Origin of the sequence: Bacillus sp. G16 (assembly GCF_021282335.1) — a bacterium.
GTDB classification, from domain to species: Bacteria; Bacillota; Bacilli; order Bacillales; family Bacillaceae; genus Bacillus; species Bacillus inaquosorum.
Genome location: NZ_JAJSOZ010000003.1, coordinates 93,789 through 108,625 on the forward strand (window position 1 = coordinate 93,789; position 14,837 = coordinate 108,625).

The 14,837-nt window shown below is 45.7% G+C and carries 14 protein-coding genes; 13 read left to right on the plus strand and 1 reads right to left on the minus strand.

Annotated features, from left to right (window positions below; translation table 11 throughout):
- The first annotated feature begins 48 nt into the window (after nt 1-48).
- The 5 genes from sat (at nt 49) to sirC (ending at nt 3,932) form a co-directional block, all read left to right on the plus strand.
- Nucleotides 49-1,197, plus strand: a complete 1,149-nt coding sequence (sat, locus tag LWH95_RS04425) for a sulfate adenylyltransferase (RefSeq protein WP_084992526.1) — start codon at nt 49-51, stop codon at nt 1,195-1,197.
- Between the two features lie 12 nt (nt 1,198-1,209).
- Nucleotides 1,210-1,803: an adenylyl-sulfate kinase gene (gene cysC / locus LWH95_RS04430; RefSeq protein ID WP_003238641.1), complete on the plus strand. Its 594-nt coding sequence runs from the start codon at nt 1,210-1,212 to the stop codon at nt 1,801-1,803.
- 98 nt (nt 1,804-1,901) lie between these two features.
- Nucleotides 1,902-2,675 carry a uroporphyrinogen-III C-methyltransferase gene (gene cobA / locus LWH95_RS04435; protein WP_019258360.1) on the plus strand — a complete coding sequence of 258 codons (774 nt, stop codon included), beginning with the start codon at nt 1,902-1,904 and terminating at the stop codon, nt 2,673-2,675.
- A gap of 2 nt (nt 2,676-2,677) precedes the next feature.
- Nucleotides 2,678-3,463 (plus strand): sirohydrochlorin chelatase, encoded by a 786-nt coding sequence (sirB, locus tag LWH95_RS04440; RefSeq protein ID WP_232919047.1) that lies wholly within the window; start codon nt 2,678-2,680, stop codon nt 3,461-3,463.
- Nucleotides 3,444-3,932 (plus strand): precorrin-2 dehydrogenase/sirohydrochlorin ferrochelatase family protein, encoded by a 489-nt coding sequence (sirC, locus tag LWH95_RS04445; RefSeq protein WP_232919111.1) that lies wholly within the window; start codon nt 3,444-3,446, stop codon nt 3,930-3,932. Before sirB ends, sirC begins: the two co-directional genes overlap by 20 nt.
- Before the next feature lie 38 nt (nt 3,933-3,970).
- Here the strand turns inward: sirC and rqcH are convergent, their stop codons facing one another.
- Nucleotides 3,971-5,683 (minus strand): tRNA modification protein RqcH, encoded by a 1,713-nt coding sequence (rqcH, locus tag LWH95_RS04450; RefSeq protein WP_232919048.1) that lies wholly within the window; start codon nt 5,681-5,683, stop codon nt 3,971-3,973.
- 121 nt (nt 5,684-5,804) lie between these two features.
- Between rqcH and LWH95_RS04455 the strand changes: the two genes are divergently transcribed.
- From LWH95_RS04455 to def, 8 genes are all read left to right on the plus strand, one after another.
- Complete coding sequence (locus tag LWH95_RS04455) at nt 5,805-8,477, plus strand: calcium-translocating P-type ATPase, SERCA-type (protein WP_232919049.1); 2,673 nt, start codon at nt 5,805-5,807, stop codon at nt 8,475-8,477.
- An 81-nt stretch (nt 8,478-8,558) separates the two neighbouring features.
- On the plus strand, nt 8,559-9,434 hold the full coding sequence (locus LWH95_RS04460) for a YicC/YloC family endoribonuclease (protein ID WP_232919050.1): 876 nt from the start codon (nt 8,559-8,561) through the stop codon (nt 9,432-9,434).
- Nucleotides 9,435-9,510: 76 nt separating this feature from the next.
- On the plus strand, nt 9,511-9,780 hold the full coding sequence (remA, locus tag LWH95_RS04465; protein ID WP_003154355.1) for an extracellular matrix/biofilm regulator RemA: 270 nt from the start codon (nt 9,511-9,513) through the stop codon (nt 9,778-9,780).
- Between the two features lie 7 nt (nt 9,781-9,787).
- Nucleotides 9,788-10,402, plus strand: coding sequence for a guanylate kinase (gmk, locus tag LWH95_RS04470; RefSeq protein WP_003238626.1), 615 nt, complete (start codon nt 9,788-9,790; stop codon nt 10,400-10,402).
- A 3-nt stretch (nt 10,403-10,405) separates the two neighbouring features.
- A complete protein-coding gene (rpoZ, locus tag LWH95_RS04475; RefSeq protein WP_003221520.1) occupies nt 10,406-10,609 on the plus strand; it encodes a DNA-directed RNA polymerase subunit omega in 204 nt (67 codons plus the stop codon).
- An 81-nt stretch (nt 10,610-10,690) separates the two neighbouring features.
- On the plus strand, nt 10,691-11,911 hold the full coding sequence (gene coaBC, locus LWH95_RS04480; protein WP_019258367.1) for a bifunctional phosphopantothenoylcysteine decarboxylase/phosphopantothenate--cysteine ligase CoaBC: 1,221 nt from the start codon (nt 10,691-10,693) through the stop codon (nt 11,909-11,911).
- Complete coding sequence (gene priA / locus LWH95_RS04485; protein ID WP_232919051.1) at nt 11,908-14,325, plus strand: primosomal protein N'; 2,418 nt, start codon at nt 11,908-11,910, stop codon at nt 14,323-14,325. The genes coaBC and priA overlap by 4 nt, the downstream gene beginning before the upstream one ends.
- A gap of 26 nt (nt 14,326-14,351) precedes the next feature.
- The gene (gene def / locus LWH95_RS04490; protein WP_060398608.1) at nt 14,352-14,834 is read left to right on the plus strand and encodes a peptide deformylase; all 483 of its coding nucleotides are present in this window, start codon (nt 14,352-14,354) and stop codon (nt 14,832-14,834) included.
- Nucleotides 14,835-14,837: the final 3 nt, after the last annotated feature.

Genomic DNA, 14,837 nt, shown 5'->3' on the forward strand with positions numbered 1-14,837 from the left:
TCATTAATCTGAGTTATTTTATATGTTAACTAGGAGGAAATGGATATTATGAGTTTAGCACCACACGGAGGAACATTAGTAAACAGAGTAGATGAATCATATGATGTGAGCAGCATTCAAAAAGAAATTGAACTTGATTTAATTTCTTTCGCGGATTTGGAATTAATCGGAATTGGTGCATACAGCCCGATCGAAGGCTTCTTTAATGAAAAAGATTACGTATCTGTTGTCGAAAACATGCGTCTTTCTTCCGGCGTTGTCTGGTCCCTTCCAATCACACTTCCGGTCGATGCGCAAAAAGCAGCGGAACTGTCAGTCGGTGAAACGGTAAAGCTAACGTATGAAGGAGAAACATACGGCGTGATCCAAATCGAAGACCTGTACGTGCCTGACAAACAAAAAGAAGCTGTCAATGTGTACAAAACGGATGAGCAGGAGCATCCAGGTGTTAAAAAGCTGTTCAGCCGCGGCGATACATATGTCGGCGGACCGATCACATTGATTAAAAAAGCTTCAAAACAATTCCCTGAGTTTACGTTTGAACCAGCGGAAACAAGACGCCAGTTTGCGGAAAAAGGCTGGGAAACCATTGTCGGATTCCAAACAAGAAATCCTGTTCACAGAGCGCATGAATACATTCAAAAAACGGCTCTTGAAACAGTAGACGGCTTGTTCTTAAACCCGCTGGTAGGCGAAACAAAATCTGATGACATCCCAGCTGATGTGCGGATGGAAAGCTACCAAGTGCTTCTAGACAATTACTATCCGAAAGACCGCGTGTTCCTTGGCGTCTTCTTAGCGGCGATGCGTTATGCAGGACCAAGAGAAGCGATTTTCCACGCGCTTGTCAGAAAAAACTACGGCTGCACGCATTTTATCGTCGGCCGCGATCACGCAGGTGTAGGTGACTATTACGGAACATACGAGGCACAGGAGCTGTTTGACACATTTAAACCTGAAGAACTCGGAATTACACCGCTGAAATTCGAGCACAGCTTCTTCTGCGAAAAATGCGGGAATATGGGAACAGCGAAAACTTGCCCTCATGGCAGAGAGCATCACGTCATCTTATCAGGCACTAAGGTAAGAGGCATGCTGAGAGACGGTGTGCTGCCTCCTGCAGAATTCAGCCGGGCAGAAGTCGTAGAAGTGTTAATCAGAGGTATGAAGAAAAAAGAAGAAGCAGGCGTATCTTAAGGAGGACTGGCAGTGACAAATCGCGATATCGTATGGCATGAAGCCTCTATTACAAAAGAAGAGTATCAGCAAAAAAACAAGCACAAAAGCTCCATTCTCTGGCTGACAGGGTTAAGCGGTTCAGGTAAATCAACGATTGCCAATGCAGCTGCGAGAGAATTGTTTGAGCAGGGATACCAAGTGATTGTGCTGGACGGGGATAATATCCGTCACGGCTTAAATAAGGACCTTGGTTTTTCTGATGAAGACCGAAAAGAAAACATCCGCCGAATTGGAGAGGTGGCAAAGCTTTTTGTTCAGCAGGGCACCATTGTGATTACTGCTTTTATCTCTCCTTTCCGTGAGGACAGAGAACAGGTTCGCCAGCTTGTGGAAGCAGGCGAATTCAATGAGGTATACATTAAATGCGACCTCGATATTTGTGAACAAAGAGATCCGAAAGGGCTCTACAAAAAAGCAAGAAACGGGGAAATTCCGTTCTTTACAGGAATTGATTCTCCTTATGAAGAGCCGGAAGCACCGGAGCTCGTTCTTGATTCAGGACAGCATGACCGTGAAGAGTGTAAAAACCAGCTGATCGAGTTTGTCAAACAAAAATTGAGCTAAATATGATCTGCTGTGTTCTTCTCAGATGTCGAAATGCAAGCGAGAACAACATCACAGCGAATGTTCTGGAAGAACTCGAATAGATCGGGGGAAATACGATGGGGAAAGTATATATTGTAGGAGCGGGTCCCGGAGACCCTGATCTGCTGACAATTAAAGCGCTGAAAGCCATTGAAAAAGCTGATGTCATCTTATATGACAGATTAGTAAATAAAGAGATTTTACAATATGCCAAAGAGCAAGCAGACCTGATCTACTGCGGGAAGCTTCCAGATTTTCATACGATGAAGCAAGAAACCATCAATCGATTTCTTGTGAAGTATGCGCAAAAAGGGAAAACCGTTGTCAGACTGAAGGGCGGAGACCCATTTGTGTTCGGCAGAGGGGGAGAAGAAGCGGAATGCCTCTCTGAAAACGGAATTCCGTTTGAAATCATCCCCGGCATTACGTCAGGAATCGCGGCAGCCGCTTATGCCGGGATTCCTGTTACTCATCGGGATGCGGGCTCTAACGTCGCTTTTGTAACGGGTCATTATAAAAAGGAAGAAGATTTTGAGGAAAAGTGGAAAGCGCTGGCTACAGGAATTGATACACTTGTCATCTATATGGGTATCAAAAACGTACAGCAGATTGAAAGAAAACTCCTTGAAAACGGCCGGGACGGTTCTACGCCGGCAGCCTTTATTCACTGGGGAACAACGGACAAGCAAAAATCTGTTTTTTGTACAGTTGAAACCCTTTCAGAAACAGTGATAAAAGAAGATATTAAAAATCCGAGTTTAATTGTCATTGGAAATGTTGTAAATTATCACTATAAGCTGGATTGGTTTGAATCTGAACTGAAAAAACAAGATTTAAGCGAGGCGTTGTAAAAATGAAACAAGCGATTTTATATGTCGGTCATGGCAGCCGGGTAAAAAAGGCGCAGCAAGAAGCCGCAGCCTTTTTGGAAGGATGCAAGGCGCACGTCTCTGCGCCTGTACAGGAAATCAGCTTTTTGGAGCTTCAGGAGCCGACAATTGAGACAGGGTTTGAAGCATGTGTGAAGCAAGGCGCCACTCATATCGCAGTGGTGCCTCTGCTTCTTTTAACAGCTGCGCATGCAAAACATGATATTCCGGAAGAAATTGCGCGTGCAGCATCGCGATATCCTTCAGTCCGCATTTCATACGGAAGGCCGATCGGAATTGATGAAGAAGTAGTCAAAGCTGTATATCACCGAATAAAAGATATAGGTGTTCCGTATGAAAATGCCAGAGTCGTGCTCATCGGAAGGGGAAGTTCAGATCCCGATGTAAAAAGAGACGTAACCGGTATTGCCAGTCTTCTTCAAAATATGCTTCCGGTCAAGGAAGTCATCCCGTGCTTTTTGACAGCATGCGGCCCGAATTATAAAGAGATTTTTTCAGAGCTTAAAAAAGATGACGGCATGACAACCTTTGTTGTTCCCTATTTGCTCTTTACGGGTATGCTGATGAATGAAATAGAACGAGAGGTTCAGAAATTAAAAGCTCAAAATCCGAATGTCTATCTCTCTTCCTATATCGGTTTCCACCCCCATGTGAAAAACGCATTTTTAAACCGTGTGAGAGAAACCGCCGCAAACCATGAGGGGCAATTTGATTTTGACGGAGGTTCATATGCTTCCGCTGCACATTAGCCTGGAAAAGAAAAAGGTTGTCATTGCGGGGGGCGGCACCATTGCTCTCAGAAGGCTGAAAACGGTGCTTTCTGAGGGAGCTGATATTACGCTTGTCAGTCCGGATGTTGAACCGGAAATCAAGAAGATGGCAGACAACCGCCGCATCAGATGGGCCAGCCGCACGATTGAAAAAGAAGACTATCTCGATGCTTTTTTGATTATTGCCGCGACGGATAATGCGGCAGTGAACAAAGAAATTGCTCAAACCGCTTCACCTTTTCAGCTTGTCAATTGTGTCAGTGAAGCTGAGCTTGGCAACGTGTACATGCCGAAAATCGTAAAAAGAGGGCATGTTACGGTGTCTGTTTCTACAAACGGAGCCAGTCCAAAGCATACAAAGGAACTGTCTGAAAAAGTGGATGAGCTGATTGACGGCGACTTTGTCGCTGAAGTTGACAGGCTTTATCATGTAAGACGAAAGAAATAAGCCAGAGCATACAATGCTCTGGCTTTTCTTTATGCGGCTCAGCTTTTTTTCAGCTTGATGACAGTATCAGCATCAGGTGTGACAAAGACGGTGTGCTGGCTGTCATAGGTGACGAAGCCGGGCTTCGCGCCGTTCGGTTTTTTGACATGCCTGATTTTTGTATAATCTACAGGCACTGAACTTGAATCTTTAGCTTTTGAAAAATAAGCTGCAATTGTCGCGGCTTCAATGATTGTTTGCTCATCCGGTTCGCTGCTTCTGATCACAACGTGGGAGCCTGGAATATCCTTCGTGTGAAGCCAAATATCGTCTCTGGCTGCCGCTCTTGTCGTTAAATATTCATTTTGGCGGTTGTTTTTACCCACTAAAATCGTCAAGCCCGAAGAGGATTCATATGTTTCTAAAACCGGGTTGTGCGGTTTTTGTTTTTTCTGTCCTTTTTGCTGCTTAGGGCGTAAATATTTGCCCTCCACGAGCTCCTCCCTGATTTCGCTGATATCTCGAGGAGAAGCGGACGAAAGCTGCTGAATCAGCTGATCAAAGTATTCGATCTCCTCCTGTGCCAGCCTGATTTGCTCTTCGACAACTGCGACCGAATTTTTCGCTTTCTGATACTTCGTGAAGTAGGCCTGTGCGTTTTCAGAGGGCGTTTTGTTCGGGTTTAACGGGATCGTGATTGTCGGACTTTCTTCATCGTAATAGTTGATGACCTCAGCCTGTTTATCACCTTTTTTCAGCATGTATAAATTAGCAGTTAAAAGCTCCCCGTATAGCTGAAATTCCTTGGCGTTTTCCGAATACTCCAGTGTTTTCTCTAATTTTTTGATTTTGTTGGCATTCTTCTTCCGTTCATTGACAACAAACCGTTCAAGATCCTGAGCCTGCTGCTTAACCCGGTCTCGTTCAGCTTTTCCGAAATAAAAACGGTCGAGCAGCTCGCTTAATGAATCAAACCGGCGCGCTTCACCTTTTAGATGAGTCAGCTCCAGCAGATAAAAATATTCCTTTCCGTTTACAGTTGTAATGTTGGGAATGAAGCGGTGCTCTTTTACTTCCGTAAACAGCTCCAGCAGCGCTTTTGGCAGTGTGACTTTGTTGGCAAGCCCCGCTCTGTGAACCGCTTCTTTAGCAAAGAGCGGGGACACACCTGAAAAGTGGTCGACAATTTGTTTGTCCAGCCGTCCTTCTTGAAAACTGAGATGACGTAAAATATCGTCTTCTGTCGCCTCAAGCGGCGAGATTTTGTCCTGGGCCGGCGGAAGCTTATAATCGTAGCCGGGCAGTACGGTACGGTAGCTGTTCATTGACGGCGATAAATGCTTAAGTCCGTCGATGATCACATTTTCTGCTCCGTCTGTCAAAATGATATTGCTGTGGCGGCCCATAATTTCTACATAAAGCTTTCGAACGGTTTCATCGCCAATTTCGTTCCGGCTTTTGATATGAAAAATCATAATGCGGTCCAAGCCCGCTTGTTCAATTTTCTCAATGAATCCGCCTTCGATATGCTTTCTCAGCAGCATGCAAAACATTGGCGGTTCGCTTGGGTTTTCATAAGCTTGCGTCGTGATGTGCACCCGTGAATAGCTCGGGTGAGCGGATAGTAATAGTTTTTGGTTTTTTCCATTAGCACGGATGTGAAAAATCACATCGTGCTTATATGGCTGATGGACTTTCGTAATTCGCCCGCCCATCATTTTCTCATTAAGTTCGTGTGTCATTCCGTATGTAAACATGCCATCAAACGACATATGCAATACACCCTCTCATTCTTCCTGCATTCGATAATTATAGCATGAAATGGGACGAGTCAGAATAAGCATGCTTATAGAGTGATATCTCTATACGAGAGCAGGGGAGTGGACGAGCGGAATGAAGTTTCATGAAATGGGACAAACAGATTTACTAGAGGCAACCAATACGTCCATGAAACAAGGATTAACAGAAAAAGAGGTGAAAAAACGCCTCGACAAGCATGGACCAAACGAGCTGCAAGAAGGGAAAAAAACATCAGCGCTTCTCTTGTTTTTGGCGCAGTTCAAAGATTTTATGGTGCTTGTGCTTTTGGTGGCAACGTTAATCTCAGGATTTCTTGGTGAATATGTAGACGCGGTTGCGATTATTGCGATTGTGTTGGTGAATGGCATACTCGGTTTCTTTCAAGAAAGGCGTGCTGAGCAATCTCTTCAGGCTTTAAAAGAGCTTTCAACACCGCATGTCATGGCGCTCAGGGAAGGAAGCTGGACAAAGATTCCTTCTAAGGAACTTGTGCCGGGTGATATTGTGAAATTTACAAGCGGGGACAGGATTGGCGCGGACGTTCGAATTGTCGAAGCGAAAAGCCTTGAAATAGAAGAATCAGCGCTGACCGGGGAATCAATCCCGGTTGTGAAGCATGCAGATAAATTGAAAAAACCGGATGTTTCCCTCGGTGATATTACGAATATGGCATTTATGGGAACCATTGTGACCCGCGGCAGCGGTGTCGGGGTCGTTGTCGGCACAGGAATGAATACGGCAATGGGGAAAATTGCCGACATGCTTGAATCAGCAGGGACACTGTCAACCCCGCTGCAAAGAAGACTTGAGCAGCTCGGGAAGATTTTAATTGTTGTTGCCTTGCTTTTGACCGTACTTGTCGTCGCTGTCGGTGTCATTCAGGGGCACGATCTGTACAGCATGTTTTTAGCGGGTGTGTCGTTAGCTGTCGCCGCAATTCCAGAGGGGCTCCCGGCCATTGTGACAGTGGCGCTGTCGCTAGGCGTACAGCGGATGATTAAGCAAAAATCAATCGTACGAAAGCTTCCCGCGGTTGAGACGCTTGGGTGTGCGTCTATCATTTGTTCAGATAAGACAGGGACAATGACGCAAAACAAAATGACGGTGACACATGTCTGGTCCGGAGGAAAAACATGGAGAGTAACCGGGGCCGGCTATGAACCGAAAGGAAGCTTCACACTGAACGAAAAAGAGATCAGTGTGAATGAGCATACGCCGCTTCAGCAGATGCTGCTGTTCGGAGCGCTTTGTAACAACTCCAATATTGAAAAAAGAGACGGCGAATATGTGCTTGACGGAGATCCAACAGAGGGAGCGCTGCTCACCGCGGCAAGAAAAGGCGGTTTTTCAAAGGAGTTTGTTGAATCTCATTACCGGATGATTGAAGAGTTTCCGTTTGATTCTGCACGGAAAATGATGACTGTCATTGTCGAGGATCAGGACAGAAAGCGGTATATCATTACAAAAGGTGCACCGGATGTGCTGATGCAGCGCTCTTCCCGTATTTTTTATGACGGCTCAGCGGCGCTTTTCTCAAATGAGAGAAAAGCAGAAACAGAGGCGGTATTAAGACAGTTGGCATCCCAGGCGCTCAGAACGATAGCGGTTGCCTACAGGCCGCTAAAAGCAGGTGAAACACCATCTATGGAGCAGGCGGAAAAAGATTTGACGATGCTCGGTCTTTCGGGCATTATCGATCCGCCGCGGCCGGAAGTCAGACAGGCGATTAAAGAATGCCGTGAAGCGGGAATTAAGACCGTCATGATTACAGGCGATCATGTGGAGACTGCTAAAGCGATAGCGAAAGACTTGCGCCTCCTCCCGAAAAGCGGCAAAATCATGGATGGCAAGATGCTGAATGAACTTTCTCAAGAAGAGCTTTCTCATGTAGTGGAGGATGTGTATGTATTTGCCCGCGTTTCTCCAGAGCACAAACTGAAAATCGTGAAAGCCTACCAGGAGAACGGGCATATTGTGGCGATGACGGGAGACGGCGTCAATGACGCCCCAGCCATTAAACAGGCTGACATTGGAGTCTCTATGGGCATTACCGGGACAGATGTGGCAAAAGAAGCGTCATCCCTTGTTCTCGTGGATGATAATTTTGCGACGATCAAATCAGCGATAAAAGAGGGCAGAAACATCTATGAAAATATCAGAAAGTTTATCAGATACCTGTTGGCTTCTAACGTCGGAGAAATTCTTGTCATGATGTTTGCGATGCTGCTTGCCCTTCCTTTGCCGCTCGTGCCGATTCAGATTTTGTGGGTCAACTTGGTGACCGATGGATTGCCGGCAATGGCGCTCGGCATGGATCAGCCGGAAGGAGACGTGATGAAGCGGAAGCCGCGTCATCCGAAAGAAGGAGTGTTTGCCCGCAAGCTTGGATGGAAGGTCGTCTCCAGAGGATTTTTGATCGGAGCTGCCACGATTTTAGCGTTTATCATTGTGTATCACCGGAATCCGGAGAATTTGGCTTATGCCCAGACGATCGCGTTTGCCACATTGGTTCTGGCTCAGCTTATTCACGTTTTTGACTGTCGCAGCGAGACCTCTGTTTTTTCCAGAAATCCGTTTGAAAATCTGTACTTAATCGGCGCAGTATTGTCATCAATTTTGCTGATGCTGGTCGTGATCTACTATCCGCCGCTTCAGCCGATTTTCCATACAGTTGCCATCACGCCGGGAGACTGGATGCTAGTCATCGGCATGTCCGCCATTCCTACTTTTTTGCTGGCTGGGTCACTTTTGACAAGAAAAAAATAAATTCATATGATATAATCTTAGGGGTAATAGCATGTCTATTGCCCTTTTATTATAGAACAGGGAAGAATTGGGTGTTTTAAAATGATACGAAGTATGACAGGCTTCGGCAGTGCAAGCAAAACACAAGATGATCTCTCTGTAAGCGTTGAACTTAAATCTGTGAACTACAGATTTAAAGAAGTGAACGCTCGTTTGCCAAGGCCTTTGCTATATTTTGAAGATAAGCTGAAACAGACCATTCTGCAGCATATCCATCGCGGAAGAATTGAACTTTTCGTATCCGTTGACAGCGATATGCTTGTTGAGAAAAGGCTTGAAATTGATTGGCCGCTGCTCGATGAGTTTGTCGCAGCTGCGAGAGATATGAAGAAGCGGTATCAATTGTCTGCAGAGCCTGATGTAATGGATTTCTTCAAGCTTGACCATGTCGTTCAGATTCATGAAGAACAGACGCAAAATGACAAGCTGGAGGCGTTAATCACCGTTGCTGCAGAGGAAGCGGTAAAAGGGCTCTGTGAAATGCGTGAAAAAGAGGGGCTGCTTTTAGCAAAAGACTGCCTGCTGCACATTGATCAGCTTGAAGAGCTGGTGAAAGAGACTGAATTGCTGGCAGCGGATGTCGTATCTCGTTACCGGGAACGGCTGTACGCCAGAATAAAAGAATGGACTGAAGACGTGTTAGACGAGAGCCGGCTTGTAACAGAATGCGCTATTTTTGCAGACCGCTCTGATATCACTGAAGAGATTACCAGGCTGAAGAGCCACTTCGCCCAGTTTCGTGATATATTAGCTGGAGGCGGAGCTGTCGGGCGCAAACTCGACTTTCTCGTTCAGGAGCTGAATCGGGAAGCAAATACAATCGGCTCAAAAGCAAATGATCATCAGATCACAAAGCTTGTCGTCGAAATGAAAAGTTCTATTGAAAAAATAAAAGAACAAGTGCAAAATATAGAATAGTGACTGTGCGTATTGTTTACAGACGGTCTTACTAGGCTAAACTAGAGACGTCTATTTTACAGGGGGAACGTAGAAGATGACGATTAAACTGATTAATATCGGATTTGGCAATATTATCTCCGCCAATCGGATGATTTCGATTGTCAGCCCGGAGTCTGCGCCAATCAAACGAATGATCCAGGATGCAAGAGACCGCGGAATGCTAATTGACGCTACATACGGGCGAAGAACCCGTGCAGTTGTCGTCATGGATAGTGATCACATTATCTTATCTGCCGTCCAGCCTGAGACAGTTGCACACAGACTTTCTGTTAAAGAAGAAATTATGGATGAAGGGCAGGGATAATTGCCGCATGAAAGAAAGAGGGTTATTAATCGTTCTCTCAGGTCCCTCAGGAGTTGGTAAAGGAACGGTTCGGCAAGCGATTTTTTCGCAGGAAGACACAAAATTTGAATATTCGATTTCAGTAACCACAAGAAGTCCGCGAGAGGGCGAAGTGAACGGAGTCGATTATTTTTTCAAAACGAGAGATGAATTCGAGCAAATGATTGCAGACAACAAGCTGCTTGAATGGGCAGAGTATGTCGGCAATTACTACGGCACGCCTGTCGATTATGTTGAACAGACGCTTCAAGAAGGAAAAGACGTCTTTTTAGAAATCGAAGTTCAAGGCGCTCTTCAAGTGAGAAATGCTTTCCCGGAAGGCCTGTTTATTTTCCTTGCGCCTCCAAGCCTTTCTGAACTGAAGAACAGAATCGTGACAAGAGGAACGGAAACAGACGCTCTGATTGAAAATCGAATGAAAGCCGCAAAAGCTGAGATCGAAATGATGGATGCTTATGATTATGTCGTTGAAAACGATAATGTCGAAACGGCTTGCGATAAAATCAAAGCAATCGTTCTCGCTGAACATTTGAAGCGCGAGCGCGTTGCGCCAAGATATAAGAAAATGCTGGAGGTTGAATAACCAATGTTAGATCCGTCAATTGATTCTTTAATGAATAAATTAGATTCCAAATACACGCTCGTGACTGTTTCTGCGAGACGTGCCCGAGAAATGCAGATCAAAAAAGACCAAATGATTGAACATACGATTTCACACAAATATGTAGGCAAAGCTTTAGAAGAAATTGATGCAGGCCTGCTTTCGTTTGAAAAGGAAGACCGCGAATAGTAGCACAAGTAGCAACCTATATCATGTAGGTTGTTATTTTTTTCCGTGCGGTTTTTGTAAAGTGCAGAGGGGGAGAAGTCATTGCTTAACAATCGAAATGTGTTACTTTGCGTGAGCGGAGGCATCGCTGTTTATAAAGCCTGTGCGTTAACGAGCAAGCTGGTTCAGGCAGGTGCAAATGTCAAAGTGATTATGACTGAATCAGCATGTCGGTTCGTCTCACCGCTGACATTTCAGGCATTGAGCCGCCATGAAGTCTATACAGATACATTTAAAGAACAAAATCCAAGCGTCATTTCTCATATTGATGCCGCAGACTGGGCCGACTTGGTTATCGTGGCGCCGGCTACGGCTAATGTGATTGGAAAACTGGCAAACGGCATTGCTGATGATATGCTGACGACAACATTGTTAGCAGCAACGGCTCCCGTTTGGATCGCGCCGGCGATGAACGTTCACATGTACGACCACCCGGCAGTCAAACGAAATATTTCAGTTCTTTATCAGGATGGTTTTCGTTTTATTGAGCCGAGCGAGGGCTATTTAGCATGCGGTTATGTAGGAAAAGGCAGATTGGAAGAGCCTGAAAATATCGTGAAGCTAGCCGAAAAGCATTTTGCTGACGAAAAAATCGCTCCTTTGGAGGGCAAACGTGTGGTCATTACAGCTGGTCCGACAAGGGAAGCGGTTGATCCTGTCCGATTTTTCACCAATAAATCAACGGGCAAAATGGGATATGCATTAGCGGAGGCTGCTGTCCAGCTCGGCGCACAGGTAACCTTAATCTCTGGCCCTGTTTCGCTGGATCAGCCGAAAGGCCTTTCTCAGTTTATCCCTGTTCAATCGGCTGCGGATATGCGCGAAGCGGTGCTCTCTGTGTATGACGCAAGCGATATTGTCATCAAAACAGCTGCAGTAGCCGATTTTACGCCGAAAACAGTGTTTGACCATAAAATGAAAAAACAAGACGGCGGGATGACCCTTGAATTGAAAAGAACGGTTGATATTTTGAAAGAATTGGGCGAGAAAAAGCAGGAGCAGCTATTGGTCGGATTTGCCGCTGAAACACAAGACGTTGAACACTATGCCCGTAAAAAGCTCACCGCCAAAAATCTTGATATGATTGTGGCAAATGATGTGAAAGCAAATGGGGCTGGTTTTGGTGCTGATACGAATATCGTGACAATCTTCTTCAAAGACGGGCGCAAACGCGAGCTGCCGATGATGTCTAAGCTCGATGTTTCTTTTGAAATCCTTCAGGAGATCGCAGCCCTCTTAACACAAACCGGAGAGCGCCCATGAATTTTGCTGAAGTCATCGTTGATGTCAGCACCAAAAATATAGACAGGCCTTTTGATTACAAAATCCCAGACCATCTCAAGGGCATGATCAAAACGGGCATGCGGGTCATTGTTCCGTTTGGCCCCCGTAAAATTCAAGGATTTGTGACAGCTGTCAAAGAAGCATCTGATCTCTCGGGGAAGTCTGTCAAGAAAGTAGAGGATTTATTAGATCTTACACCTGTTTTGACAGAGGAGCTTATGAATCTGTCATCATGGCTGTCCGACAAAACGCTGTCTTTTAAAATAACGGCGCTTCAAGCGATGCTGCCTGCTGCATTAAAGGCGAAATATGAAAAAGAATTAAAAATCGCAGACGGCGCCGATCTTCCGCCTCAAGTGGAACGGCTGTTTTCTGAAACAAAGACTCTGCTGTATTCGGATATACCCGATCACGATACGCTGAAAATGATTCAAAAGCATGTTCAAAAAGGCAGCATTGACGTGACGTATAAAGTCGCGCAAAAAGCCAATAAAAAAATGGTCAGGCACATTCAGGCAAATGCGAGTAAAGAAGAGCTTGCCAAGCAGGCTGAGGGATTATCCCGTCAAGCAGCAAAGCAGCAGGCAATTCTTCACTTTTTCATCGCTGAGCCGGAAGGGGTGAAAATCCCTGCGGCGGAATTGTGCAACAAAACGGATGCGAGCTCTGCGACCATCAAAACCCTGATCCAAAAGGGGCTTTTGAAGGAAAGCTATGAAGAGGTTTACAGAGATCCCTATCAGAACAAAATGTTCAAAAAAACAGAACCGCTCCCGCTGACAGACGAACAGAGCGCTGCCTTTGAACCAATACGTCAGACCTTGGACAACGATGAGCATAAAGTGTTCCTTCTTCACGGCGTGACAGGAAGCGGAAAAACAGAAATTTATCTGCAATCGATTGAAAAAGTACTGGCGAAAGGAAAAGAAGCCATCGTCCTCGTACCGGAAATCTCGCTGACGCCGCAGATGGTCAATCGCTTCAAGGGCCGTTTCGGCTCTCAGGTTGCAGTCATGCACAGCGGATTATCCACAGGGGAAAAATATGACGAGTGGCGCAAAATCCACCGGAAGGAAGTGCGGCTTGTCGTCGGCGCCAGATCAGCTATTTTTGCTCCATTTGAAAATCTCGGCATGATTATCATCGATGAAGAGCATGAATCCTCTTATAAACAAGAAGAAATGCCGCGCTATCATGCGAAAGAGGTGGCAATCAAGCGGGCTGAGCATCACAGCTGTCCTGTTGTGTTAGGCAGTGCTACCCCAACATTAGAGTCATATGCACGGGCGCAAAAGGGTGTGTACGAGCTTCTTTCGCTGAAGCATCGCGTTAACCGCCAGGTGATGCCTGAGGTTTCCCTTGTCGATATGAGAGAGGAGCTCAGAAACGGCAATCGCTCGATGTTTTCAGTTGAATTGATGGAAAAGCTTGAAGAAACGATTGCCAAGGGTGAGCAGGCCGTGCTGTTTTTAAATAAAAGGGGCTATTCTTCCTTTGTGATGTGCAGGGATTGCGGATATGTCCCGCAATGCCCGCACTGCGACATTTCCATGACGTACCATCGTTACGGCCAAAGGCTGAAATGCCATTATTGCGGACATGAGGAGCCTGTTCCGCATACTTGTCCCGAATGCACAAGCGAGCATATTCGTTTTTTCGGAACGGGAACACAGCGGGTGGAGGAAGAGCTGACAAAAGTTCTGCCAAATGCGAGAGTGATTCGGATGGATGTTGACACGACATCGCGGAAAGGCGCCCATGAAAAATTATTGTCAGCTTTCGGAGAAGGAAAAGCGGATATTCTTCTCGGAACGCAAATGATCGCGAAAGGGCTTGATTTTCCGAATGTCACACTTGTCGGAGTGTTAAGTGCCGATACCACACTTCATATTCCTGATTTCAGATCGGCCGAAAAAACATTTCAGCTGTTAACGCAAGTCAGCGGCCGGGCAGGCAGGCATGAAAAGCCCGGCCATGTCATCATTCAAACGTACACACCGTCCCATTACAGCATCCAGCTGACGAAGACGCACGATTATGAAACGTTCTATCAGCACGAAATGGCGCACAGGAGAGAGCAATCCTATCCGCCCTATTACTTTTTGGCTCTTGTGACTGTTTCTCATGAGGAAGTGGCGAAAGCAGCTGTTACTGCTGAAAAAATCGCTCACTTTTTGAAAGCAAACTGCGGAGCTGACACGAAAATTCTCGGGCCAAGCGCGTCACCGATAGCCAGGATCAAAGATAGATATCGCTATCAATGCGTGATAAAATACAAACAGGAAACCCAGTTATCCGCTTTGTTGAAGAAGATACTGGAACATTATAAACGCGAAATTGAACAAAAGCATGTAATGATTTCAATTGATATGAATCCTTATATGATGATGTAAGATCTCACGTCTTGGAGGGTAACAAATTGGCAGTAAAAAAGGTTGTCACACATCCTGCGGAGGTGTTGGAAACACCTGCGGAAACCGTGACTGTTTTTGATAAAAAGGTAAAAAAGCTGCTTGATGATATGTACGACACCATGCTTGAAATGGATGGAGTCGGACTGGCAGCGCCGCAGATCGGCATTTTAAAAAGAGTGGCTGTCGTAGATATCGGAGATGACAGCGGCAGAATTGATCTCGTTAATCCTGAGATTTTAGAAAAAAGCGGTGAGCAAACCGGAATTGAAGGATGCCTGAGCTTTCCTGGCGTCTATGGTGATGTCACACGTGCCGATTATGTCAAAGTGCGTGCGCTTAACCGTCAGGGAAAACCGTTCATTCTTGAAGCGCGAGGCTTTTTAGCGAGAGCCGTGCAGCACGAAATGGACCACTTAGACGGTGTGCTGTTTACATCTAAAATAAGCAAATACTATACAGAAGATGAACTAGCGGATATGGAAGGATGATTT

What these genes read in the sequence shown, in the direction of transcription:
- gmk (WP_003238626.1), top strand. Translation starts at nt 9,788, where the DNA reads ATGAAAGAAAGAGGGTTATTAATCGTTCTCTCAGGTCCCTCAGGAGTT.
- remA (WP_003154355.1), top strand. Translation starts at nt 9,511, where the DNA reads ATGACGATTAAACTGATTAATATCGGATTTGGCAATATTATCTCCGCC.
- sirB (WP_232919047.1), top strand. Translation starts at nt 2,678, where the DNA reads ATGAAACAAGCGATTTTATATGTCGGTCATGGCAGCCGGGTAAAAAAG.
- cobA (WP_019258360.1), top strand. Translation starts at nt 1,902, where the DNA reads ATGGGGAAAGTATATATTGTAGGAGCGGGTCCCGGAGACCCTGATCTG.
- LWH95_RS04460 (WP_232919050.1), top strand. Translation starts at nt 8,559, where the DNA reads ATGATACGAAGTATGACAGGCTTCGGCAGTGCAAGCAAAACACAAGAT.
- rqcH (WP_232919048.1), bottom strand. Translation starts at nt 5,683, where the DNA reads ATGTCGTTTGATGGCATGTTTACATACGGAATGACACACGAACTTAAT.
- sat (WP_084992526.1), top strand. Translation starts at nt 49, where the DNA reads ATGAGTTTAGCACCACACGGAGGAACATTAGTAAACAGAGTAGATGAA.
- priA (WP_232919051.1), top strand. Translation starts at nt 11,908, where the DNA reads ATGAATTTTGCTGAAGTCATCGTTGATGTCAGCACCAAAAATATAGAC.
- sirC (WP_232919111.1), top strand. Translation starts at nt 3,444, where the DNA reads ATGCTTCCGCTGCACATTAGCCTGGAAAAGAAAAAGGTTGTCATTGCG.
- LWH95_RS04455 (WP_232919049.1), top strand. Translation starts at nt 5,805, where the DNA reads ATGAAGTTTCATGAAATGGGACAAACAGATTTACTAGAGGCAACCAAT.
- rpoZ (WP_003221520.1), top strand. Translation starts at nt 10,406, where the DNA reads ATGTTAGATCCGTCAATTGATTCTTTAATGAATAAATTAGATTCCAAA.